This is a genomic window from Gluconacetobacter diazotrophicus PA1 5 (assembly GCF_000067045.1).
In the GTDB taxonomy this organism is placed as follows: domain Bacteria; phylum Pseudomonadota; class Alphaproteobacteria; order Acetobacterales; family Acetobacteraceae; genus Gluconacetobacter; species Gluconacetobacter diazotrophicus.
In genome coordinates this window covers 3,150,234-3,174,775 of record NC_010125.1, presented here as the reverse complement: position 1 = coordinate 3,174,775, position 24,542 = coordinate 3,150,234, and the positions used below count along the sequence as shown (strand labels likewise).

At 67.5% G+C, this 24,542-nt stretch carries 20 protein-coding genes and 1 tRNA gene; 14 read left to right on the top strand and 7 right to left on the bottom strand.

Features of this window, described 5'->3' with window-relative positions; translation table 11 throughout:
* The first annotated feature begins 45 nt into the window (after positions 1-45).
* From plsX to GDI_RS14565, 5 genes are all read left to right on the top strand, one after another.
* The gene (plsX, locus tag GDI_RS14585) at positions 46-1,143 is read left to right on the top strand and encodes a phosphate acyltransferase PlsX (protein ID WP_012554868.1); all 1,098 of its coding nucleotides are present in this window, start codon (positions 46-48) and stop codon (positions 1,141-1,143) included.
* An 81-nt stretch (positions 1,144-1,224) separates the two neighbouring features.
* Positions 1,225-2,208, top strand: coding sequence for a beta-ketoacyl-ACP synthase III (locus GDI_RS14580; protein ID WP_041249515.1), 984 nt, complete (start codon positions 1,225-1,227; stop codon positions 2,206-2,208).
* Positions 2,209-2,277: 69 nt separating this feature from the next.
* Positions 2,278-2,631, top strand: coding sequence for an integration host factor subunit alpha (locus tag GDI_RS14575; protein ID WP_261375509.1), 354 nt, complete (start codon positions 2,278-2,280; stop codon positions 2,629-2,631).
* Positions 2,628-3,323: a MerR family transcriptional regulator gene (locus GDI_RS14570; protein WP_012227409.1), complete on the top strand. Its 696-nt coding sequence runs from the start codon at positions 2,628-2,630 to the stop codon at positions 3,321-3,323. Before GDI_RS14575 ends, GDI_RS14570 begins: the two co-directional genes overlap by 4 nt.
* A 72-nt stretch (positions 3,324-3,395) precedes the next feature.
* Positions 3,396-3,469: transfer RNA gene (locus GDI_RS14565), tRNA-Pro, on the top strand.
* A gap of 21 nt (positions 3,470-3,490) precedes the next feature.
* Here GDI_RS14565 and GDI_RS14560 read toward each other — a convergent pair.
* From GDI_RS14560 to GDI_RS14545, 4 genes are all read right to left on the bottom strand, one after another.
* A complete protein-coding gene (locus GDI_RS14560) occupies positions 3,491-4,636 on the bottom strand; it encodes an AI-2E family transporter (protein ID WP_012227406.1) in 1,146 nt (381 codons plus the stop codon).
* A 43-nt stretch (positions 4,637-4,679) separates the two neighbouring features.
* Positions 4,680-6,767 carry a S9 family peptidase gene (locus tag GDI_RS14555; protein ID WP_012227405.1) on the bottom strand — a complete coding sequence of 696 codons (2,088 nt, stop codon included), beginning with the start codon at positions 6,765-6,767 and terminating at the stop codon, positions 4,680-4,682.
* A gap of 87 nt (positions 6,768-6,854) precedes the next feature.
* Positions 6,855-7,280, bottom strand: a complete 426-nt coding sequence (locus GDI_RS14550) for a DUF3574 domain-containing protein (RefSeq protein WP_012227403.1) — start codon at positions 7,278-7,280, stop codon at positions 6,855-6,857.
* Positions 7,277-8,143, bottom strand: a complete 867-nt coding sequence (locus tag GDI_RS14545) for an NUDIX hydrolase (RefSeq protein ID WP_041249514.1) — start codon at positions 8,141-8,143, stop codon at positions 7,277-7,279. Before GDI_RS14545 ends, GDI_RS14550 begins: the two co-directional genes overlap by 4 nt.
* A gap of 126 nt (positions 8,144-8,269) precedes the next feature.
* Between GDI_RS14545 and GDI_RS14540 the strand changes: the two genes are divergently transcribed.
* The 4 genes from GDI_RS14540 (at position 8,270) to fusA (ending at position 13,243) form a co-directional block, all read left to right on the top strand.
* Entirely contained in the window at positions 8,270-10,099 is a 1,830-nt protein-coding gene (locus GDI_RS14540) for an ABCB family ABC transporter ATP-binding protein/permease (protein WP_012227400.1), read from the top strand.
* 88 nt (positions 10,100-10,187) lie between these two features.
* On the top strand, positions 10,188-10,481 hold the full coding sequence (locus GDI_RS14535; RefSeq protein ID WP_012554873.1) for a hypothetical protein: 294 nt from the start codon (positions 10,188-10,190) through the stop codon (positions 10,479-10,481).
* Positions 10,482-10,647: 166 nt separating this feature from the next.
* Entirely contained in the window at positions 10,648-10,950 is a 303-nt protein-coding gene (gene rpmB, locus GDI_RS14530; RefSeq protein WP_012227397.1) for a 50S ribosomal protein L28, read from the top strand.
* 205 nt (positions 10,951-11,155) lie between these two features.
* Positions 11,156-13,243, top strand: a complete 2,088-nt coding sequence (gene fusA, locus GDI_RS14525) for an elongation factor G (protein WP_041249513.1) — start codon at positions 11,156-11,158, stop codon at positions 13,241-13,243.
* Positions 13,244-13,320: 77 nt separating this feature from the next.
* Here fusA and GDI_RS14520 read toward each other — a convergent pair whose 3' ends face one another.
* Genes GDI_RS14520 through GDI_RS14510 form a run of 3 tightly spaced genes read right to left on the bottom strand, consistent with a single transcriptional unit; the run spans position 13,321 to position 18,716 of the window.
* Entirely contained in the window at positions 13,321-14,955 is a 1,635-nt protein-coding gene (locus GDI_RS14520) for a S10 family peptidase (RefSeq protein WP_012227393.1), read from the bottom strand.
* 60 nt (positions 14,956-15,015) lie between these two features.
* On the bottom strand, positions 15,016-15,864 hold the full coding sequence (locus GDI_RS14515) for an MBL fold metallo-hydrolase (RefSeq protein ID WP_012227390.1): 849 nt from the start codon (positions 15,862-15,864) through the stop codon (positions 15,016-15,018).
* Between the two features lie 38 nt (positions 15,865-15,902).
* Positions 15,903-18,716, bottom strand: a complete 2,814-nt coding sequence (locus GDI_RS14510) for a phosphoenolpyruvate carboxylase (RefSeq protein ID WP_041249512.1) — start codon at positions 18,714-18,716, stop codon at positions 15,903-15,905.
* Between the two features lie 222 nt (positions 18,717-18,938).
* Between GDI_RS14510 and GDI_RS14505 the strand changes: the two genes are divergently transcribed.
* From GDI_RS14505 to sufD, 5 genes are all read left to right on the top strand, one after another.
* On the top strand, positions 18,939-20,252 hold the full coding sequence (locus tag GDI_RS14505) for a DUF445 domain-containing protein (protein ID WP_041249511.1): 1,314 nt from the start codon (positions 18,939-18,941) through the stop codon (positions 20,250-20,252).
* Positions 20,253-20,472: 220 nt separating this feature from the next.
* Entirely contained in the window at positions 20,473-20,958 is a 486-nt protein-coding gene (locus GDI_RS14500) for an SUF system Fe-S cluster assembly regulator (protein WP_012227385.1), read from the top strand.
* A 14-nt stretch (positions 20,959-20,972) separates the two neighbouring features.
* Positions 20,973-22,463 (top strand): Fe-S cluster assembly protein SufB, encoded by a 1,491-nt coding sequence (gene sufB, locus GDI_RS14495; RefSeq protein WP_012227382.1) that lies wholly within the window; start codon positions 20,973-20,975, stop codon positions 22,461-22,463.
* Positions 22,464-22,478: 15 nt separating this feature from the next.
* Positions 22,479-23,252, top strand: a complete 774-nt coding sequence (gene sufC, locus GDI_RS14490) for a Fe-S cluster assembly ATPase SufC (RefSeq protein WP_012554879.1) — start codon at positions 22,479-22,481, stop codon at positions 23,250-23,252.
* Entirely contained in the window at positions 23,249-24,541 is a 1,293-nt protein-coding gene (gene sufD, locus GDI_RS14485) for a Fe-S cluster assembly protein SufD (RefSeq protein WP_012227379.1), read from the top strand. Before sufC ends, sufD begins: the two co-directional genes overlap by 4 nt.
* Position 24,542 lies beyond the last annotated feature (1 nt).

Below are 24,542 nucleotides of genomic sequence, written 5' to 3'. Positions count from 1 at the left end.
CGTGACCGCCTTGCGTATTTGGTGTACTCCCGGCAGAAGGCAGGCATGAGCGAGACAGGTTCCTCTTTTTCCGGGGCAGAGCCCTTCACGCTGGCCGTCGACGGCATGGGTGGGGACGGCGGTCCGGAAGTTGTTGTGGCCGGTCTGGCGATCGCGGCGGACAGGCATCCCGGTGCGCGGGTCCTGCTGATCGGGGATGAAGCGACGCTCCGCCAGGAACTGGCCCGTCACCCCAAGGCCGCGGCAATCTGCACCATCCGGCCCGCCAACAGTGCCATTCCAATGGACATGAAGCCGACGGCGGCGTTGCGCGTGCGCGATTCGTCGATGCGGCTGTCGATGGACGCCGTGGCCCAGGGGGAAGCCCAGGGCGTGGTCTCCGCCGGCAACAGCGGCGCGATGCTGGCGCTGGCCAAGATCGTTGTCAAAACCCTTCCCGGTGTTTCCCGCCCCGCCATGGCCGCCATCAGCCCGACGCTGAAGGGCGATGTCGTGATGCTGGATCTGGGGGCCAACGTCGCCTGCGACTGGCGCAACCTGGTGGAATTCGCCGTGATGGGCGAGGCCTTCGCCAAGGCGGTGCTGGGTTTGCCCGCCCCCACGATCGGCCTGCTGAATGTCGGGTCCGAGGAACTGAAGGGCGACGAGAAGCTGCGCCAGGCAGCCGATGTCCTGCGCAATTCATCCCTGGCGGCGCAGTTCCACGGCTTCGTCGAAGGGCATGACATCACGGCGGGCACGACCGACGTGGTCGTGACCGACGGCTTCACCGGCAACGTGGCGTTGAAGACCGGCGAAGGGGCGCTGAAGATGGCGTTCGTCCTTCTGCGCCAGGTCTTCCGCTCCGGCCTGCTGGCCAAGCTGGGCTATCTGCTGGTGCGTCCGGGGCTGGAGCGCATGCGGGAATGGCTGGACCCACGGCGTTATAACGGCGCGGTATTCGTGGGCCTCAATGGTGTCGTGGTCAAATCGCATGGCGGGACCGATGCCGAAGGCTTTGCATCCGCCGTGGATGTTGCCATGGATATGGTAACGCACCGTTTCAATGAGAGCATACGGGAGCAGCTGTCGCGGCTGGATACGCTGGCGGCCATGCGCTCGGGTGCGGAAAAAGAGCATCCGGCGGTCGCGGCGGTAAGCTGACCGCGTGACGGGCCGGACGGACGTCATGCCGCGGGTGCTGTGCGGCGGGTCGGGTCCGGCGCCGGGTTTGGAATGATGGGAATGATGGCGAGACGTTCGCTTCTGGTCGGGTTTGGCGGATATCTGCCGGACCGGATCGTGACCAATGACGAACTGGCGGCGCGCCTGGAGACGTCGGACGAGTGGATTCGGGCCCGCACCGGAATCACCCAGCGTCATATCGCCGGGCCGCACGACACCGCCGTCAGCATGGCGGCGGCGGCCGGGGCCCGGGCACTGGATTATGCCGGCATGGCGGCTGCCGATGTCGGCGCGATCATCGTCGCGACCAGCACGCCCGATCAGGCCTTTCCCTCCACCGCCGTGCGGGTCCAGGCCGAACTGGGCCTTCGGGGCGGTTTCGGCTTCGACATCGCCGCCGCCTGCTCGGGCTTCGTCTACGCGCTGTCGATGGCGGATTCGCTGATCCGCAGCGGTCAGGTCGATTCCGTCCTGGTGATCGGCAGCGAGGTCTATTCGCGCATTCTAGACTGGTCGGATCGCGGCACCTGCGTCCTGTTCGGGGACGGGGCCGGCGCGGTCCTGCTGAAGGCCGCGGATGGGCCGGAACCGGGAGACACCCGGCCGAAGGGTATCCTGTCCACCCATCTGCATTCCGACGGCAGCACGGGCGACCTGCTGTATGTCGATGGGGCGATCGGCCTGCGGGAGAGTTCCGGCTTCCTGCGCATGCGGGGGCGGGACGTCTTCCGCCATGCGGTGGCCAAGCTGTCTTCTTCGGTGGACGAGGTCCTGCACGCCAATGGCCTGACCTATGCCGACGTGAACTGGCTGGTGCCGCACCAGGCCAATCTGCGGATCATCGAAGGTGTGGCCCGCAAGCTGGAACTGCCGCCCGAACGGGTGGTCGTGACGGTGGATCGTCACGCCAACACCTCGGCGGCTTCGATCCCGCTGGCGATGAACGAAGCCGTGCGCGACGGGCGTATCCGTCCCGGCGACCTGGTGCTGATGGAAGCCCTGGGCGGCGGCCTGACATGGGGCTCGGCCCTGGCCCGAATGTAACGCGGGCGGGCTGCCGGTGTGGCCCTGTAGGCGCCGGGTGTGAAAAAATAGTGTGTCCCAACGCATTGAATTGACGGCCCATCGCCGCATGCATACCCTTGGCGCATGAGCACAGTGACCCGCGCCAGTCTGGCAGAACATATCTATAGTCAGGTCGGACTTTCCAGGAACGAATCCGCCGATCTGCTCGAACATGTGCTCGAGCGGGTCGCGAAGGAACTCGAGTCCGGAAATACGGTCAAGATCAGTGGCTTCGGGACCTTTTCGGTCCGTCAGAAGGGGCGCCGGACGGGCCGGAACCCCAAGACGGGGGTCGAGGTGCCGATCCTGCCGCGCTCGGTGCTGGTCTTCCGGCCCAGCCAGTTGCTGCGTGCGCGGGTGAATGGCGGCCCGGTCGACGGGATCGAGGATGACGGCGAATGAGCACCGCCGGCCCAGTCCGGGGATCAGGCCAGGGATATTGGCAGGATGCCGACATGCCCGGCCTGGGCGAGGCAGGGCCGCAGGCGGCCGAGGACGGCGCGGCTGACGGCATGGCTGACGGGGCGGCCCGCCTGAAGAAGGCGCCGCATGCCTTCCGCACGATCAGCGAGGTCGCGGACGAACTGCACGTTCCGCAGCATGTGCTGCGTTTCTGGGAAACACGCTTCACCCAGGTGCGCCCGCTGAAGCGCGGGGGCGGCCGACGCTATTACCGCCCTGACGATATCGAATTGCTGCGCCGGATCGCCGACCTGCTTTACGTGCAGGGCTACACGATCAAGGGCGTGCAGCGGATGCTGCGCGAGGGCGACACCGGCGTTCCCACCACCCAGGCCGCGCCCGAATCGGGGGAAGGGGAGGACCTGTTCCTGTCCCCGGACATCTCGGTGGTTCCGGAAGACGAGTCCGGAATGGACGAGGCGCGTGGTGGAAGCGAGGCCGTGCGGGGCGAGGAGATCGAGATGACCCTGGTGCATCGGAACGAGGCAGCCCCCCCTGCGCAGTCGCCTGAAGATGCGGCGGCGGACGCGGCGGAGATCGAGCGAATCCTGAGCGAAAACCAGGTCCTGAAAGAGAATCTGCGCGGGATTCTGGTGGAGTTGCGGGCCCTGCGGCGGCTGATTCCAGTCTGATTCGGATTCGGTGCCGAACACGGGTTGCGGTTCGCGGCGGGCGCTGCTACACGGCGTGTCGTCGCAGACGGACGGGCAGTAGCGCAGCCTGGTAGCGCATCAGTCTGGGGGACTGGGGGTCGTGGGTTCGAATCCCGCCTGCCCGATATCTCCGTCTGCGACCATTTTCAGCACAAATCGTCAGCCTCTTCCCGCAGTCCATCCTGGACGCGGTCGCGCGTCCAGTTGCGCCACAGCAGGTGCAGGACGGACATGATGGCCGGGCCCACGAAGAGGCCCAGCAGGTTCCAGCTTTCCACGCCGCCCAGGATGCCGGTCAGGACCCACAGGAACGGCATCTGGGTCGATCCGCCGATCAGCGCGGGCCGGACGAAATGGTCGGCGATGAAAATGACGGCCAGCCCCAGCGCCAGGATGGCGATGGCGGCGATCGTCGCCCCCTTGACCAGCAGCATCAGCGTCACCGCCGCCACGGCGATGACGGCGCAGAACGGGATCATGGCCGCGACGGCCGTGAACACGCCGAACAGGAACGGATGCTGAGCGCCCGCGATCAGGTAGGCCACCCCCATCAGCGCGCCTTCACCCAGGCCCACCAGCACCAGGCCCGCCACCGTCCCGTGGATCGAGGCGATGATCTGCTGGGCGATGGTCTCGCCCCGCTTGCCGAAGGCCCGGCGCGAGACGACCAGGCACTGGCGGGTCACGCTTTCGCCGTCCTTCAGCAGGAAGAACAGGGTCAGGATCGCGAAGATGAACAGCACGCCGCGATGGAAGATCTGCGTCCCGACGCGCTGCGTCACCTGCATGCCATGCCCGATATTGAACGAATGCAGCAGGTCCGACACGTCGTCCGGATTCGCCAGGTGGTCCTGCCACCAGCCGGCCAGCGTAGCGGAGCCCAGGGGCAGGCGCTGGATCCAGCCGGGCACGGGCATGCCGGAATGCCGGGCCTCGTTCGCCCAGGTCACGACGCTCTGGGCCTCACGCGCGGCTTCCAGGGCGAACAATCCCATCGGCACCAGGAAGATCAGGGCGATCCCGGTGGTGAACAGCAGCGGCAGGATCGTGCCGCCCGGCAGCGATTTCCACCGTTCCCGCGTGGCGGCATAGAGCGGCCAGGCCACGATGGCGAAAATCCCGCCCCAGATCAGGGACGGCAGGAAGCCCCGGATCGTGTAGAGCGCCAGCAGGGTGAAGAACATCGCCAGCAGGAAGCGGGCGACGCGCTGCACGCGATGGCGTTCGCGCATCAGGCGGAAGGGGGAGCGGTCGGGAGGCGGCAGAAGGGGCGAGGGGGGCTGATCCGTCATGCTGTTCCTCGTTGGGCGGATGCCTGTTTCATGTCCGTCTCGCTCATTCGGTTCTCGTATGGTCGGTCGTATCCACCGCCCAGATGGCGAAGGCCTGGATCAGGGCGGCCTCCTTCAATGCGTCGAAGCGGCCGGACGCGCCGCCATGCCCGGCCTCCATGTTGATGCGCAGCAGCAGCGGGCGGGACGACGTCGTGTGCGCGCGCAGCCGGGCGATCCATTTCGCCGGTTCCCAGTAGGTCACGCGCGGGTCCGACAGGCCGCCGATGGCCAGGATCGCCGGATACGGGCGCGGCGCCACCTGTTCATAGGCGGCATAGCTGGCGATCAGGTCGTAGGCCGCTTCATCTTCCAGCGGATTGCCCCATTCCGGCCATTCCGGCGGCGTCAGCGGCAGACTGGTGTCCGACATCGTGTTCAGCTCGTCCACGAACGGCACCACGGCGACGATTCCCGCGAACAGGTCGGGGCGCATGTTGGCGATCGCCCCCATGACCATCCCGCCGGCGGAACGCCCGTCCGTCACGATCCGTCCCGCCCCGGTGAAGCCGTCCGCGATCAGGTGTTCGGCGCAGGCGATGAAATCGGTGAAGCTGTTGGGCTTGTTGCGGCCCCGTCCGCCCAGGAACCAGTTCCAGCCCTTTTCCGACCCGCCGCGCACATGGGCGATGGCGTAGAACCATCCCCGGTCCACCAGGCTGAAGACCCCAGTGGAAAAGGTCGGTTCGATCGCATGGCCGTACGAGCCGTAACCATAGAGCAGCAGGGGGGCGGAGCCGTCGATGGGCGTGCCGTGCAGCCCCAGCACGGTGATCGGCACCTGCGTCCCGTCCAGTGCGGTGGCGGTCAGGCGCCAGCATCTGTAATCGCGCGGGTCGTGTCCCGACGGTACCTCCTGCGTCTTCAGCAGGTGGCGGGTACGGCTGTCCATGTCATAGGCGTACCATTGCCGGGGCGTGGTCGGCGACTGGTAGACATAGCGCAATTCGCGCGTGTCGTATTCGAAGGACCCCGAGAAGGACAGGACATAGGCGTCCTCGTCCGATGACAGGACATGCTCGGTCCCGTCGACGCGGCGGACGACCAGCGCGGTGTTGGCATCCCGGCGCTCGCGCCAGACCAGATGCCCGGAAAAGGCCATGCAGTCGGTGATGTAGCGGCCGGGCAGGTGCGGGACCAGGTCGCGCCAGTGCGCCCGCCCCGGGGTGGTATCGGGCGCTTCCATCAGCTTGAAATCGACGGCGCCGTCGGTGTTGGTCAGGATCGCGAAGCGGTCCCCCCAGTGGCTAAGGCTGTAGAGCACGCCGGTGCGGCGCGGCTCGACGCACGCGGCCGCCGCCTCGGGATTGCCGCCGGGGATCAGCCAGGATTCGGACGTGTCCTGGTTGCTGGCCGAAATGACGATCCAGCGTCCGGAGCGGCTGGCCTCGACCCCGATGAAGAAGCCGGGGTCCGTTTCCTCGTAGACCAGCACGTCCTCGTCGGTGCCGATGCGGCGGCGAAAGATCTTCGTCGGGCGGCCATGCGCGTCCCGCCAGGTCCAGAACAGATGCCGCGCGTCGGGCGAAAACGCGAAATTGCCGCTGCAGTTTTCGATCGCCGGCCCGACCGGCGTGCCGCGCGCGATGTCGCTGATGACGACGCGATAGACCTCGGACCCCTGATTGTCCTCGGCATGGGCGAACAGCAGGTGGTCGGGGCTGTGGGTCGCTGTGGCGACGGCGAAATACTCGTGCCCCTTCGCCATCCGGTCCACGTCCAGCAGGATCGTCTCGGCCTCGGGCCGGCCCTCGGGGTGGCGGGCATGGATCGGGTGCTGGGCGCCGGCCGCGTAGCGCATGTAATAGCGCCAGGGACCGTGCGGCAGCGCGGGATAGGTATCATCCTCGCGGATGCGGGCCTTCATCTCGGCGGCGATGGTGGCCTGCAGGGATTCGGTCGGGGCCAGGATGGCGGCGGTGTAGGCGTTCTCGGCCCGCAGGTGCGCCGCGATGTCCGCGCGCAGCACCGATGGGTCGCGCAGGACGGCCTGCCAGTTCTCGTCCTTCATCCACCCATATTCGTCGATGCGGACCCGGCCGAGCTGCGTGATCGTCTGGGGGTCCGTGCGGGCGACCGGGGGGGTGGTCATCGTGCATCCTCTCCATCGCTGTCCGCCGGGGGCGGGGCCGGTATTGGCTCAAGACCATACCCGACCGCTCGCGGGTGCGACAGACGCTCAGAACGTCTGGCACCCGCCGCGGATCGTAAGACCCACCGATTGTTGCTGGAAATCATGCCGATAGCCCGCGCGGATGGCGTCCAGCCGCGCCCTCAGGTCCGGCGCGGAGGCGTCGGCGGCGATCCAGACGATGCGCGACGGCTCGGCGGTCACCTGGCCGCTGACCCGGTCCCGCCACTGGCCCATGGCCTGGAACACGCTCAGCCCGTCCGGGAAGCGCGGGGTGACCTCGCGCCGCAGGAAATCGGCCCATTCGGCGTCGGTGACCACACCGCCATCGGGTCGGGTCAGGCCGAACAGCAGCGAGATCTCGATTCCCCGATGCGCGCCGAAACGGGCGCACAGGGCCTCGTCCCGGGACGCGGGCGCGCAGCCTGCCAGCGTGGCGAGGACCAGCAGGCCAAGGATCGGTATCGCCCTCATGCGAAGGCCGGAGTGTCGCGTCCGTCCAGCCCCGCGCGCAGCCGGCGTCCCTCCACACTATCCGGGTCGATCATGCCGTGGCGCAGGAACAGGTCGATCAGGACCAGGTTGACGTTGAACTTGAACTCGTCGCTGTCCCGCACGATCCGGTATGCCTCGCGCAGGGGGATCAGCGTGAAGAATTCGACCTCGCCGTCCGCGGGAGCGGGCGTGAAGTCGGGCGGCAGGTCCAGGTCGTAGCAATGCAGCACGTCGCGGCGCAGGCCCTCGGGCCGTTCCATGGCGTAGCGGATGCGCGCCGTGGGCACGGCCCGGGCGATCAGGTCAGGGGGAATGCTGGCTTCTTCCGCCGCTTCCTTGTGCAGCGCCTGTTCCGGGGTGTGGCCGGCCGGAATGCCGCCGGCGACCAGATGGTCCAGCTTGCCCGGGTCCAGGCGCTTGTCCATCGCACGGCGCCCCGTCCACAGATGCAGCCCGTCCGCGCGCCGGACCAGCCCGTTCATGTGCACGCCATGCGCGATCAGCCCGAACAGCGGCAGCGCCCCCCGGTCGATCCGTGCGATCGCCGGCCCGTCGGCCGTGGGCGCGACATCGAACAGTTCGTGATGCGAGCGGTAGAGGCCGGACGCCGCCAGGTCCTCGCCCAGCGATTCCAGCCGGGCCGGGTCGTCCAGCACCAGCGCGCCCGCGCGCCGGGGCAGGCCGAGCCGCTCCAGTTCCGGAACCAGGGCGGGGGCAATCCAGCCGGAGGGTGCCTCGTCCGCCTTCTGGCTGCCGAACCGGAAGGGCGTGCGGTCCCCGGGCAGGCGGGCCGTGTTGCAGGATTCAAGGTGCCGGAAAAAGGAAGCGGCGTCCGATGTCATGCCGGTCTGCTCCTGATGCGTGTGCCTGCCATACCGGGCGGGTCCGATCGTGACAATGCCGCTTTCCGGCCCCCGTCGTGTGGCACGCTGTTTGCAAATCAACGCGCGCATGCCACATCCAGTGGCATGACACCGCCCCCATCCCATACCGGGCGCGCGCCGGAACGCCCGGTGCGCGAGACCCTGCGCGCGCTGCTGCCCTATCTCTGGCCCCGCGACGATCCCCGCACCCGCCTGCGCGTGGCGGGGGCATGCGCCCTGCTGATCGCCGCCAAGGTCGCGACGATCTGCGTGCCGTATCTCTACAGCCGGGTGGTCGATGCGCTGCACGGCCTGGACGGTGCCGGCGTGGCGGCCATCCCGCTGGCGCTGATCGGCGGGTACGGGCTGCTGCGGCTGCTGTCGGCCGGCCTGGGGGAGTGGCGGGACGCGCTGTTCGCCCCGGTGCGCTGCCGCATCAGTTGCGCCGCGGCCATCCGCAGCTTCCGGCACATGCATGCCCTGTCGCTGCGCTTCCACCTGGACCGCCAGTCGGGTGGCGTGACCCAGGCCATCGCACGCGGGACCGAGGCGATCGAAACGATCCTGCGCGTCGGCGTCTTCAATGTGGTGCCCACGCTGATCGAGGCGCTGATGGTCATCGCGGTCATCTGGCGCCTGTTTGACTGGCGCTATGCCGTCATCATGCTGGCCGCGGTCGCGGCCTATGTCGGCTTCACGGTCAGCTTCACGTCCTGGCGCATCGGCATCCGGCGCGTGATGAACGACATCAATACCGAGGCAAGCTGGAAGGCGCTGGACAGCCTGCTGAACTACGAGACGGTCAAGTATTTCGGCAACGAGGAGCATGAAAGCCACCGGTACGAGGAGGCCCAGCGCCGCTACGAACGCGCCGCCGTGCGGACCCAGGTATCGCTGAACGGGCTGAATTTCGGGCAGGCGGCCATCATCGCGGTGACGCTGACCCTGGTCATGCTGCTGGCGGCGCACGACGTGGCGCAGGGGCGGCTGACGGTCGGGCGGTTCGTGCTGGTCAATACCTACCTGATGCAGCTCTACCTGCCGCTGAATTTCCTGGGCAGCATCTATTCGTCGCTGCGGACGGCGCTGGTGGACCTGGAGCAGATGTTCCGGCTGACCGACGAAACGCCCGAAATCGTCGACCGGCCGGATTCGATCGGCCTGCCCGCCCGGCTGGACGAGGCACCGGCGGCGGCGATCCGCTTCGAGCATGTCCGCTTCGCCTACCGGCCGGACCGCGAGATCCTGCACGATGTCAGCTTCAGTGTTCCGGCGGGCGGCCGGGTGGCCATCGTCGGCCCCACCGGCGCGGGCAAATCGACCATCAGCCGCCTGCTGTTCCGTTTCTATGACGTCAGTTCGGGCCGGATCGTGGTGGACGGGCACGACGTGCGCGACTACGCCCAGGCGGCGCTGCGGGCGGCGATCGGCGTGGTGCCGCAGGATACGGTGCTGTTCAACGACACGATCGGCTACAACATCGCCTATGGCCGCCTGGGGGCGTCGCGGGACGAGATCGAGCACGCGGCCCGGCTGGCGCAGATCCATGATTTCATCGTCAGCCTGCCAGACGGATACGCGACCCGGGTGGGCGAGCGCGGGCTGAAGCTGTCGGGGGGCGAGAAGCAGCGCGTGGCCATCGCGCGCACCATCCTGAAGAACCCGCGCATCCTGATCCTGGACGAGGCCACCAGCGCGCTGGACACCCACACCGAACAGGAAATCCAGACCGCGCTGCGCACGGTTTCGGCCGAGCGGACGACCGTCATCATCGCCCACCGTCTGTCGACCGTGGTCGATGCGGATGAAATCCTTGTGATGGGAGAGGGCGTGATCCAGGAACGCGGTACCCATCGCAGCCTGCTGGCCCGCGACGGACTTTATGCCCGCATGTGGGCGGCCCAGGCCGAGGAGCGCGAGGACGAGGAAGTATAGCGGGGCTGGCCTTCCGGCGTGAACGGGGGCACCTTGCGCCGCCATGCGGCCGCGCGGACGGTCGTGAAAGAACGAGGGAGAGCGTGAGATGACCGAGACACAGGGCCCCACCCCGGGTGAAGACCCCACCCTGGGCCAGGACGGATCGGTGCCCGAGGAACTGAGCCATTGCGGCGCGGTGGTCGACAAGGCCATCGAATACATGCTGGGCGAGAATCTGCCGCCCATCGCCATCGCCTCCGCCCTGCTGGGTGGCTCGCTGGGCCTGCTGGCCCGGACGATGAACCAGGCCACGATGCTGGCCATGCTGGAAAACGCCATGCACAGCGTCCGCTCGGGCGACCTGCATCCCGACCGCGACGCGGTGTCCCGGCCCGAATAGCGCAGGGCGGCCGGGGGGCGGCAAGGGGAGGGTGAATCGGGCGAAAATGCCTCGAATCGTTCCTTTCGGCTTGACGGACCCCGCTACCTTGGCCATAAGCCGCGCCTAATCTTGACGATCGTTGCCGGGCATCTTGCCTCGGCCCCAGTTATCCGAGGATGATACCATGTCTCGCCGTTGCCAGATCACGGGCAAGGGCGTGCTGACGGGAAATAACGTCAGCCACGCCAACAACAAGAGCCGCCGCCGTTTCCTGCCCAACCTGCAGGAAACGTCCCTGCTGTCCGATATCCTGGGCAGCGCCGTGCGTCTGCGCCTCAGCACCAACGGCATCCGCACGGTCGAGCATAACGGTGGTCTGGACGCGTTCCTGCTGTCGACCCCGAACCGCAAGCTGCCGACCGAGGCCCAGGCCCTGAAGCGCCGCATCCTGCGCGCCAAGGAAAAGAAGGCCGAAGCCACGGCGTAAGGTTCCGGCATCGGGCCCGGCGCGACTTTTCGGTCGAACCGGGCTTGCATGTTCCAGGCGCCTGACGCATGTCAGGCCCAACTGTCTATTTCGCCGGTCTGCATCTTCCGGAACCCCGGTTTCGGGGCGGGGGCAGCTTCCGGCTCCGGCAGGCGCGAGGGGAAGGGTTCCGTTCGCGCCTGAATTGTTTTGTGGAGGTTCCCCCGTGTCCGAAAAGTCCGATCTTTCGCTGATTCGCAATATCGGCATCACCGCGCACATCGATGCCGGCAAGACCACGACCACCGAGCGGATTCTGTATTACACCGGCGTCTCTCACAAGATCGGTGAGGTCCATGAGGGCAACACCACGACCGACTACATGGACCAGGAACGCGAGCGTGGCATCACGATCACCTCGGCCGCCGTCACCTGCGAATGGAATGGTCGCCGCATCAACATCATCGACACCCCTGGCCACATCGATTTCAACATCGAGGTGAACCGCAGCCTGCGCGTGCTCGACGGCGCGGTGTTCATCATCGAGGGCGTGGCCGGCGTGCAGCCGCAGTCCGAGACCAACTGGCGCCTGGCGGACCGCTACAACGTTCCGCGCATCATCTTCATCAACAAGCTGGACCGCACCGGCGCCGACTTCTACCGCGCGTTCGACACGCTGAAGGAGAAGCTGGACATCGTCGCGATTCCGCTCCAGCTGCCGATCGGGGCCGAGGAAAACTTCGTCGGCGTGGTCGACCTGGTCGAGATGAAGGCCATTGTCTGGGAAGGCGGTGAGCTGGGCGCGAAGTACCATGACGAGGAAATCCCGGCCGACCTGCTGGAAAAGGCCAAGGAAGCCCGTCAGGAACTGCTCGACACCGCCCTGTCCGTCGACGAGAAGGCGATGGAGGAGTATTTCGAGAACGGCGACGTCGATGTCGCGACCCTGAAGCGCTGCATCAAGAAGGGCACGATCTCGGGTGAGTTCCGTCCCGTCCTGTGCGGCACGGCCTTCAAGAACAAGGGCGTGCAGCCGCTGCTGGACGCGGTCATCGACTTCCTGCCGGCGCCTGACGATGTCGAGGGCATCCGCATCGCGCCGCCCGAGGACGAAGAGGTCGACGAGAACAAGCTGCCGATCATCCCGGTCGATCCGGACGGCAAGTTCGCCGGCCTGGCGTTCAAGATCATCAACGACAAGTACGGCACCCTGACCTTCGTGCGCGTCTATCGCGGCGTGCTGCGTTCGGGCGATTCGGTCCTGAACACCACGAAGGGCCACAAGGAGCGTATCGGCCGCATCTTCCAGATGCACGCCGACAAGCGCCAGGAAGTGAAGGAAGTCCACGCCGGCGACATCGCCGCGTTCGTGGGCCTGAAGGACACGCAGACCGGTGACACGCTGGCCGATGCCGCCGATCCGGTGGTGCTGGAGCGTATGAGCTTCCCGGTGCCGGTCATCGACATCTCGGTCGAGCCGAAGACCAAGGACGGCGTCGAGAAGATGACGCTGGCGCTGCAGAAGCTGGCGGGTGAAGACCCCTCGCTGCGCCTGAAGACGGACCAGGAAACCGGCCAGACCATCCTGTCGGGCATGGGCGAGCTGCACCTGGACATCATCATCGACCGTCTGCGCCGCGAATACGGCGTGGATGCGAATATCGGCGCGCCGCAGGTGGCCTATCGCGAGACGATCACCCAGCCGCATGTCGAGACCTACACCCACAAAAAACAGTCGGGTGGTTCGGGCCAATTCCCCGAAGTGAAGATCCAGTTCGCGCCGCTGGAGCGGAACGAGGAGATCAAGTTCGAGAACAAGGTCGTCGGCGGCACCGTGCCGAAGGAATACATTCCGGCGGTCGAAAAGGGCATCCGCATGCAGGCCTCGACGGGCGTGCTGGCCGGCTTCCCGACCGTGGACTTCAAGTACACGCTGCTGGACGGCAAGTACCATGACGTCGACTCCTCGGCGCTGGCGTTCGAAATCGCCGCCAAGGCCTGCTTCCGTGAAGGCATGAAGAAGGCCGGCCCGGTGATCCTGGAGCCGATCATGGATGTCGAGGTCACGACGCCGAACGACCATGTCGGCGACGTGGTGGGCGACCTGAACCGTCGCCGCGGCATGATCCAGAACCAGGAAAGCTCGGGCTCGACCGTCATGGTCCGCGCGCAGGTGCCGCTGAAGGAAATGTTCGGCTACATCTCGCACCTGCGTTCGATCACGAAGGGCCGTGCGTCCTTCACGATGCAGTTCCATCACTACGACCCGGTGCCGCGCAACGTGGCCGAAGAGATCATGGCCAAGTCGGCCTGATCCCGACCGGATCGCAACGAAAGAAGCCGGCCCCTCGCGGGGCCGGCTTTTTTTATGGAGAAACGACCGGGTCTTCCTTATTGCGGCCCGGCCTGGTTGTCCGTGCGCCGGATGAAATCCGCGATATTGTCATGCAGTTGCGTCAGGGACGGCACGTTGGCATAGACCATGTGCCCGGACTGATATTGCTGGAATTCGATGTTCTTCTGCAGCGCTGCCGGGACCGGCAGATGCTGCATTTCGTAGATCCCCTCGTAATACGGGGTGGCGAGGTCGAAATATCCGGCGTTCAGCATGATCTTCAGCGTCGGATTGGTCTTCAGCGCCTGTGCCAGGTCCGGCATGACGTTGGCGGGCCCGTCCGAGGCCGGGGTGTCGGGGCCGCCGGGGGCATGGTGGAAATCCCAGTGCGGGATGGCGATTTCCGCCCGGTAGGCCAGCCCATCGCCATAATTCAGGACCTTGCGCACATAGTCGTTGAACAGCGACACGTACGCCGAACTGATCGAGGTCGATTGCGGATCATACCCGGCCTCCTGGCTCAGCGGGTCCAGGCTGGGGCCCGAGAAGCGGGTATCCAGCCGCCCGGTGGTCGTGTCGCTGTCCGATTGCAGGGTCTTGGAAAACTCGCCGCCGTCGATCCGCAGGTCGGCCCGGCGGATATAATCGGCGGGCAGGCCGGTATAGGCATGCAGCCGGTCGATGATGCGCGCGCGCTCGGCCTGCGGCAGCGCCGCGCCCTGCTGCAGGGCCACCAGATAGTCCGTGCTGGCGAAATGCTCGACCTCGGCCAGGAAGGCCTTCAGGTCGGCGGGTTGCTGCGGCAGCTTGTGATGGTACCACGCCGTGGCGGCATAGGTCGGCAGGGCGAGGACGAAGGGTTCGTCCTCGCCGGGATTCAGCGTCGGCTGGTCGACGCTGTTGTCGTAGCTGAGGATCTGCGACAGCAGGATCACGCCGTTGAAATCGATGTTTTCCTGGTTCTGCGGATCGTTGATCAACACGGCGGACCGCATGGTGCCGTAGCTTTCGCCGAACAGGTATTTGGGCGAATTGTAGCGGCCGAATTTCGCCAGGAACTGGGTGACGAAGCTGGTGAAGGCCTGTGCGTCCTCATCCACGCCCCAGAACTGCTTTTCCTTGTCCTTGCCGGTGATCCGGCCGAAGCCGGTGCCGGGCGCGTCGATGAAGACCAGGTCGGTCGCGTCCAGCAGGCTCTGCGGATTGTCGATCAGCCGGTAGGGGCTGGCGGGGGTATGGGTATCGTCGGCGGTCACCACCCGGCGCGGACCGAACGCGCCCATGTGCAGCCACACCGAGGACGATCCCGGCCCGCCGTTGGAGACGAAGGTGATGGGCCGGGATTCGGGCCGGGCATCCTTGCGGAAATAGGCGACATAGAACATCGACGCCGTGGCGTCGGGGTTGCCGTCGGTGGTGTGGACGTCGCTGCCCGGGGTCTCCTGATGGACGATATCGTCCGAATCGTCCCATTTCTGCGGATGTACCAGCAGGGTGCCCGCCACGGCCTGATAGGCGATGGTCTTGCCGCCGATCGTCACGGTTCCGCTGCTGGTCCGCTCCACCGCCGGCGCGGCATGGGCGGGGGCGTGGACGGCATGGGGCGCATCGGCGCGGTCATCGGCCCGGGCGGGCATCTGGCCCAGGCATAGCAGCGAGGCCGATAGCAAAAGCGACAGGCGTGTCTTCAACTCTCTCTCCGAACAGGATCGTCCGGCACGCAGGGGCCGGAGAGGGGGGGAATACCGGGCTTATGCCGGATGGGGGCTGCCCGCGCGGCCGGGGCGGCCGGGGGCGACGCGCCAGCCATCATGCCCGTGAACCGCGTGCCCGTCCTCCCGCAATTTTTCCAGATGCGCCAGCAGGTTCATCTCCGCCGCGCGATGCAGGGCCGGGGGCACGGCGCGATAGACGCGGCGCATCATGTCCTCCAGCGTGGCCGGGACGGCATCCAGGGCCGCCAGGATGGTGGCCTCGCGCGTCAGGCGATGGTCGATCAGGGCCCGGATGCAGGCGGCGGGGGCGGTGATCGAGGGCCCATGGGCAGGCAGCAGCAGGCGCGCGTCCAGCGCATCGATTCGCGCCAGCCCGTCGAGGAACTGGCGGACCGAACCCTGCGGGGCCGGGGGGACCATCGTCGTGGACCAGCCCATGATGTGGTCCCCGGTGAACACGATGCCGTCCGCCGTGACAAAGCAGAGATGATCGGTGGCGTGGCCGGGGGTATGCACGGCCGTCAGGCCGGCGATGGCGGAGCCGTCATCCAGTGCGATATCGGGGGTGAAATCGGCGACGGCGCTATGGCGAAAGCCGCAGACCGGCGCGCCCGTCGCGGCCCCCAGGGGGCGCGCGCCCGTCAGATGATCGCGATGCGTATGGGTCAGCAGGATATGCGTGACGGGACCCGCCGCTGCGCGAATGGCGTGCAGGTGGGCGGGATCGTCCGATCCGGGATCGATGATCGCGGTGCCCCCGGGATGATCGACCAGCCAGCAATTGGTGCCGTTCCCGGTCATCGCTCCGGGATTGGGGGCGACGATCCGCCGGATGCCGGGTGCGGCCGCCAGCGGCTGCCCGACCGGCGGCGCGGCCTCGCGCACCTGCCAGGTCCGGCGGGTGCGGCGTTCGGGCGAAGCGTTCAGCCGAAGGCCCCGACATGGTGCATGATCGCCATGCCGGTTTCACGGACCAGATTGAACAGGTGCAGCATCGGCTCGAAAATCTCGGCGTGCTCGCGGATATAGGCCCCTTCGTTCCGTGGGCCGTGGTCCTCGTGATAATCCAGGTCCAGTCCGCCGCCGGTGACCGAGGGGAAGATATAGTCCAGCTCCCGCAGCGCGGCGGGAATTTCCAGGCACAGCACTCGCGTCGTCAGTTCGTCGCGCGAAAAGGCGTTGCGCGGCGAAAAGTAGGGAATGCGGGTGGATAGCAGCCAGATCCGCTCGATGGTGGCGATGCGGATCGCGTGCAGCAGCTTTTCCTCGGCCCCCATGGCGGGGGCCTGTTGCCAGGCGCGGCGCAGCGCCAGGTGGTCCGACTGGATGCGGCGGAACATGGCCTGGGTGCTGGCCCAGAAATTCAGCCGCTCCAGCCCGTGCATCAGCGCCAGGTAGGCATCGCGCCGCGCGGGGTCGGACTCGGCGGTGGCGCGGTCCAGCCACATGTCGGGGTCCAGCATGTAGACCACGGCGCGCAGCACCGTATCGTCGGAATGCGCCAGCGCATGCGATGCGAAATCCAGCGCCCGGCGGAAGCGCGGGCTGCGGCTGAGGAATTCCTCGAACGTCTCGGGGTGGCGGGCGGCGGCCGTGCCCAGCCCCTGGATGGTGTTCGCGCACCAGCCCAGTTGCTGCAGGATGGCGTTGTTGGGAATGGCGCGGAGCTGGCTGGGGTGGGTGATGCGGCTGGCGGCGGCGCCGGAATCGCTCTGCCGGGCCGATGGGCGGGACCCCGTCTTGTCGATCAGCGACGGGCCGAAGGCGCCCAGCAGCGCGGCATAGCCCGGATCTTCGACCAGTCCGGCCATGCCGGCCCCGATGGTCGAGAAGAAATCGGCCGAAAAATCGGGCTGGTCATAGACCGGGTCGCGATCGACCACGGTATGCGCGAAGACATGCGACGCGATGATGCTGATGGTCGCGTCGGCCAGCGCCTGGGTGCCGAACAGCAGATAGCCGTCACCGCCCTGGAAGGCCGTTTCCTCGCGGATGCGCAGGCCGGCATCGGCGAAGACGGCGCGGGCGTGCAGCGGCGACAGGTAATCCAGCCGGTCGGACAGGCGGAACGGATGCGCGCCGCGCCCGATGCTCTCGCCATGGGTGTCGAACAGGATGACCTCGACATCCGTCAGGTTCCAGCGCCGCAGCAATTCGCAGATCTTCAGCCGCAGCCGCTCGATCAGGTAGGTCGCGGCCAGCTGCCCGACATAGCGGCCGGAATCGGAATAGCCGAATTGCAGGCTCAGCTTGCCGGTGCGGCGCAGATACTCGCGCCAGTGCGGGGAATGCAGCGCTTCCTCGACGATATGGGCGCCGTTCTCCAGCGCCTCCTGCGTCTCGAACAGCGGCGAGATCTCGACATGTTCCTCGATGCCGAAGGTCCGGGCCAGCCACAGGGCGGCCAGCAGCGTATAGCCGCTCTCGGTCTCGGCGATCAGGAAACGGACCGGGCTCTCGCGGTCGATGTGGCGCACGATCTGGCGCACCGTCATCATCAGGCGCGCGGCCGTCGCCTGTTCGACCAGCAGCGATCCGAAATCGATGTTGACCGGCTGGACGTGGTCCAGTGCCTCGTTGATGCGGCTGAGCAGCGCGCGGCGCTGCGACGGGATCTCGGGACTGTCGTCGATGCCCAGGCGCTGGCGCGCGACGTTGTGGATCTGCGTCGAATTCAGCCGGACATGGGTGTGGGCTGCGGCCATGCCGTGGGCCATCAGGCCGGCCCGGGCGACGGCCAGGGCCATCCGGTCGTCCGGCGGCGCGGTGTCGATGGCTTCCTGGAACGAGGACGCCAGTTCGCTGGCGCCCATGATCGCGTCCTCGCGCCGGCCGATCAGCACGGCGGCGAATGCGGCGACGGAATCGGGGCCGGGCGCCGCGCCCACGGGGCAGGCCTCGATCTGGTCCGTGACCGCGTCCAGCGCGCGGGCCACGCGTTCATGCAGCCCGTCGGCCACCGGGCGCAGCGGGGTGATCTGGTCGCGCAGCCGTTCAAGCTGCAGGCGCTTCATGCGCAGCCGCAGGCGGATCGTGTCCCACCAGCCGATATCGGTCCGCCCGTCCGTGTCGTACCCGACCCAGGTGGTCAGGATCACGGGCCGGGGGCTGAGCACCGACCATTCGTGGGGCCAGCGGGTGCGGGCCTCGGCCAGCAGGATTCCGGTCAGCCGGTCCAGCGCGTTGCGCCCGCGCACGATCGCGGCCGATGCCAGGGCGAATTCTTCCTCCAGCGTCGGCGGGGCGGGGCGGCGGTGGGTGGCCAGGGCCGGCACCGTGCCGGTGCGCCCGTCATCGGACGACGCCAGCGTCGCCAGCACGTCATAGACGGGATTGGCCAGGGCGAAGGTCGGATGGGCGGTGAACACGGCCGCGAAGCGGCTGCGTTCCAGGTTCTTGCGGAAATGCCCGAAATTCGGCGGGGTGCCGTCCGGTCCGGGTTCGCTGGCGACGGTCTGCGCCACGCCGCGCATCCGCCCGGCGATGGCGGCATCGTCCGTGCCCCCGACATAGGCATGCAGCCGCGCCGCCCGGTCGCGGAACGCCGTGTCGCGCAACTGGCGCACCACCTGTTCCAGCGTGTCGGTGGTCAGGGTGCCGGCCGTCAGCTGGCGGCCGATTCGGCGCGCCAGGGCGATGATGGGATTGCCCGATGACGAGTTCTCGTGATCCGCGACAGCTTGCCGCGTAAGGTCGAGCAGCATCTCTGCCGCATCGCGGGTGGGGGTATCGGTCATCGCGGGGCCCAATCATCCATTCCGTGCGTGGCGGCAAGGTTCCATGTTCGCGTTCCCATCGCAATGTCTGCCGGGGCAACTTCACGCCGAATTTCGCCGAAACCGGGGCTGTCGGTCCCCCGGGCGGCCCCCCGGGCGGCCTTCGCGGGCAGCATCAATGTGACCGGCGGCCGGCGTGGGGGGTGCTTGGGTCGGCGCGCGGGGGGTGGTATCCACGGAGGGATGAACACGATCCCCACTGCGGAGAACACGCTGTCCGAAGCGGACAGGGCAGCCTGGCTGAATCTGCGGCGCTACCGTCGCGCGGCCACGGGACTGCTGGCGGGGATGGGCGTGCTGACCGCCGCGGGATACGCGGCGCCGGCCGCGGGCCTGGTGGGGGACGGGCTTTGGCTGGATGTCCTGCGGTCCGGCGCCAAGGCCGGGGTGGTGGGCGGGCTGGCCGACTGGTTTGCCGTCACCGCGCTGTTCCGCCATCCGCTGGGCCTGCCGATTCCCCATACCGCCATCCTGCCGGCCCAGAAGGCCCGGCTGGGCGAGGCGCTGGGCCGTTTCGTCGCCACCCATGTCTTTACCGAGGACGACGTCAACGCGGCGCTGGACCGGATCGACCTGCCGGAAATCGTGGCCGGCCTGCTGGACGACCCCGCGACGGCGGAGACCGTCAGCCGCATGCTGGCCGGCGCGGCCCCCGGGGTGATGAACCGGCTGGAGGATGGCCGTGCCGGATCGGCCATGGGCCGGATCATGCCCATGATCCTGGGCGGCGAGGACGTGGCCCCCATCGTGGCGCGGACCCTGCGCGCGCTGGTCGAGGGCGACCGGCACCAGGAAGTCCTGTCCTTCCTGCTGGCCCGGCTGAAGGACGGGCTGAAGGCCAAGGAGGCATCGCTGCGCGCGATGATCGAGGACCGCGTGCGCGAGCAGGGCGGCCGCGTCCTGGGCTGGGCCATCGGCGGGTCGATCGCGACCAAGGTCCTGGTCGCGGTGAACCAGGAACTGGACCGTGTCGATCCCCAGAACTCGGAACTGCGCGAGAGCTTCACGAACTGGGTCCGTGGCGAGATCGACCGGATCGAGACCGACCCCGAACGCCGCCAGGACATCACCGGCGCGATCATGGGCGTGGTGACCCATGACAGTATCCGGGGCTGGAGCGGCGATGTCTGGCGGCGGATGCGCGTGATGATCGAGGCCGACATGCGCCGCCCCGACGGATGGTCCGCGTCGATCGTCCAGGACACGCTGCTGCGCCTGGCCGACCAGATGCGCACCGATGCGGCATTGCGCGAGCGGATGGTCTGCACCGCGCGGCGCATGATCCTGGGCAGCCTGCCGTTCCTGCGCGAACGCCTGTCGCGCTTCATCGCCTCGGTGGTGGCGGGATGGGATGCCGACCTGCTGTCGTCGCGCCTGGAATTACGGGTCGGCAAGGACCTGCAGTTCGTCAGGCTGAACGGCACGCTGGTCGGTTTCCTGGCCGGGGCGGGCCTGTCGCTGCTGCTGCAACTGCTCTTCGGCCGGGGCGCCGGCTGACGCTCCGCGGGGCGATATCCCTTATCGCCAAAAGGTGATCTCGGCATCGCCGGCCCGCATCGTACGGCCGGTGGCGCGGCCAAAGGGGTGCTGAACTGCGCCGATTGCACTTGACGCTGGCGTCGCGGCGAAGCATCTGGGTAAATCAGGACTGATTTGGTCCGTTATGTCTCTGGCGTACAGGCCGGGGGTGCACAGGCCGGGTAGGAAAGGGGCGCGGATGCTGAAGCTGTCGAAGCTGACCGACTATGCCGTCGTGGCCCTGGTCCGTCTGGCGCAGGAGGACGAGGTGATGACCTCGCCCGCGCTGTCGCAGGCGACGGGTATTCCCGAACCGACCGTGGCCAAGGTGCTGAAGATCCTGGCGGTCCATGACCTGGTGGTATCCCTGCGCGGCGCGCGGGGGGGATACCGGCTGGCCCGTCCGTTGAACGATATTTCCGTGGCGCGGGTCATTACCGCCGTGGACGGGCCGATTTCGCTGACGGCATGCGTGGATGGCGGCGGGTGCGACACGCGCCCGTTCTGCGGCGTGTGCGGGCAATGGGATGCGGTCAACGATGCGATCCGCGGGGCCCTGTCCGCGATCACGCTGGCCGACATGCGCGCGCACGGCCAGGGTGTCCAGGGCCCATGCGTCGAAGGGCAGGGGGGCCGTCACGGGCTCCAGGATACATCCGGCGCCGGCCCGGCCGTCGCGGTCTGAGGGAGAGGAAAGAGATGCCAGCGGTTGCCGAAACCCGCGATACGGTCGAAGGCCTGGGTCAATCCACCTATAAATGGGGGTTCGAGACCGAGATCGAGATGGATCTGGCCCCCAAGGGCCTGACCGAGGACACGATCCGCCTGATCTCGCACCGCAAGCAGGAGCCCGAGTGGCTGCTGGAATGGCGGCTGAAGGCGTTCCAGGCCTGGCAGGCGATGCCCGAGCCGACCTGGGCGAAGGTCAGCCATCCGCCGATCGATTTCCAGGACGCGCATTACTATGCCGCGCCGAAGAAGAAGACCGGCCCGAAATCGCTGGACGAGGTCGATCCCGAACTGCTGCGCACCTACGAGAAGCTGGGCATCCCGCTGCACGAGCAGGCGCTGCTGGCCGGCGTCGAGGTGCCCGAGGGGCAGGAGGCACGCGCCCCCGTCGCCGTCGATGCCGTGTTCGACAGCGTCTCGGTCGTCACCACGTTCCGCGAGACCCTCGCCAAGGCCGGCGTCATCTTCTGCCCGATCTCCGAGGCGGTGCGCGAGCATCCCGACCTGGTGCGCCGCTACCTGGGCAGCGTGGTGCCGGTGGCCGACAATTTCTATGCCGCGCTGAATTCCGCCGTCTTCACCGACGGATCGTTCGTCTACGTGCCCAGGGGCGTGCGCTGCCCGATGGAACTGTCGACCTATTTCCGCATCAATGCGCGCAATACCGGCCAGTTCGAACGCACGCTGATCGTGGTCGAGGACGGGGCCTCGGTCTCGTACCTGGAAGGCTGCACCGCGCCGATGCGCGACGAGAACCAGCTGCACGCGGCGGTGGTCGAACTGGTGGCGATGGACGATGCGTCGATCAAGTATTCGACCGTCCAGAACTGGTATCCGGGCGACGAGAACGGGCGGGGCGGCATCTATAACTTCGTCACCAAGCGCGGCGCCTGCCGGGGCGCGCGGTCCAAGATTTCCTGGACCCAGGTCGAAACCGGCTCGGCCATCACCTGGAAATATCCGTCGTGCATCCTGCAGGGCGACGGCGCGGTGGGCGAGTTCTACTCGGTCGCGGTGACCAACAACCACCAGCAGGCCGATACCGGGACCAAGATGATCCATATCGGACGGAACACCCGTTCGACGATCATCGCCAAGACCATCAGCGCCGGCCATTCCGACAGCACCTATCGCGGCCTGGTGCGGATGATGCCCAAGGCGTCGGGGGGGCGGAATTTCACCCAGTGCGACAGCCTGCTGATCGGCGACCAATGCGGGGCGCACACCGTGCCCTACATCGAAAGCCGCAACATGTCGGCGAAGATCGAGCACGAGGCGACGACCTCCAAGATCTCGGAAGACCAGCTGTTCTATTGCCGCCAGCGCGGCCTGTCCGAGGAGGACGCGGTGGGGCTGATCGTCAACGGGTTCTGCAAGGACGTGCTGAAGGAACTGCCGATGGAATTCGCGGTCGAGGCCCAGAAATTGCTGCAGATCAGCCTGGAAGGCAGCGTCGGCTGAACGGAGATGAGTGACGTGAGCAACGAGTTTGTACGGATCGCCGGCCTGTGCGCCAGAATTTCGGATGGCGGAGTGGAGAAGGAGATCCTGCGCGGCGTCGATCTCGACATCCCCGCGGGCGAGGTCCACGCGATCATGGGGCCCAACGGGTCGGGCAAGTCCACGCTGTCCTATGTCCTGGCCGGGCGAGAGGATTACGAGGTGACGGCCGGCACCGCGACCTTCAAGGGCCAGGACCTGCTGGCGCTGGACCCCGAGGCGCGCGCGGCGCTGGGCCTGTTCCTGGCCTTCCAGGCGCCGGTCGAACTGCCCGGCGTGAACAACGCGAATTTCCTGCGCACGGCGGTCAACGCGGTGCGTCGCGCCCGGGGCCAGGACGAACTGGACGCGGTGGCCTTCCTGAAGGCGGTGCGCAAGGAAACCAAGCATCTGTCGATGTCTGACGACATGCTGAAGCGCAACGTGAATGTGGGCTTTTCGGGCGGCGAGAAGAAGCGCAACGAAGTGCTGCAGATGCGCATGCTGCAGCCCTCCTTCGCCATTCTGGACGAAACCGACAGCGGACTGGACATCGATGCGCTGCGCATCGTGGCCGAAGGCGTCAATTCGCTGCGCGCGCCCGATTTCTCGGCCCTGGTCATCACCCATCACCAGCGCCTGCTGGACTATATCGTCCCGGACCGCATCCATGTGATGGCGCGCGGGCGCATCATCCACAGCGGCGGTCCCGAACTGGCGAAGCAGCTCGAGGCCCAGGGCTATGCCCGCTTCCTGGCGGAGGCCGCGTGAACGCGGTCGCCGAGAACGCGGTCGCCCGGGGGGGCAGGACCGCCGGCGCCAGCGCCGCGTCCTTCCTGGCCCGGTATGACGGGCAGGCGGGCGCGAACCCGTCGCGCGACCGCGCCGCCGCGCTGCTGCGGGCTTCGGGCCTGCCGCGCACCGGGGTCGAGGCCTGGAAATACACCTCGCTGCGGGCCCTGGCCGACATTCCGTTCGCCGCCGCGCCGGCCCGGCCCGACATGTCGGCGGTCCACGCCATCGTGGCCGAGACCGAGCGGGAGTTCGCCCTGGATGCGGACCTGCCGCGCGCCGTCGTGGTCGATGGCCGGTTCGATGCCGCGCTGTCGCGCCTGCCCGACGGCGTGACGGTCACGCGCCTGACCGCGCGGGACGAATCGCCGCCGTACGACGATGTCGCGACGGCGCTGAACACGCTGCTGGCCGATGACGGGCTGGTGCTGCATGTGGGGCCGGGCGTCGATGCCGGGCGGATGCTGCTGCTGTCGGTGACGGTGGCGGACTCCGCGCCGCTGTCCGTCCATCCCCGGCACCGTATCGTGCTGGACCAGGGCGCGCGCCTGTCTGTGCTGGACCTCGCGGTCGGGCGCGGGGCCTACCTGCACAACCCGGTCTTCGACATCACGGTCGCGGATAATGCCGCCCTGATCCATGCCAAGCTGCAGGCCGAGGACCCGGCGGCGCAGCACCTGGCCGTCATCCACGCCGAAGTCGGCGCGGGCGCCAGCTATGACAGTTTCACCCTGACCCTGGGCGCTTCGCTGGCGCGGCACGAGGTCCACGCCCGGCTGGCGGCCGAAGGCGGGATCGTGCACGTGAACGGCGCGCAACTGCTGGACGGGCGGCAGGTGGCCGACCTGACCAGCGTCATCACCCATGCGGCGCCGGCGTGCAATTCGCGCCAGACGGTGAAGAATGTGCTGTCGGGCCATGCGCGCGGGGTATTCCAGGGCAAGATCCTGGTGGAACGCATTGCGCAGAAGACCGACGGCTACCAGATGAATCAGGCGCTGCTGCTGTCCGATACCGCCGAGATCGACGCCAAGCCGGAACTGGAAATCTATGCCGACGACGTGCGCTGCAGCCACGGTGCGACCGTGGGGGCGCTGGACCCGGATCAATTGTTCTATCTCCGCAGCCGCGGCGTGGCCGAGCATGAAGCCCGCGCCATCCTGGTCAAGGCCTTCCTGCACGATGCGGTCGAATTGATCGGGGACGAGAGCCTGCGCGCGGTGCTGGATCGCGCGGTCGAATCCTGGTGGAACCGGAAGGACGCGTAAC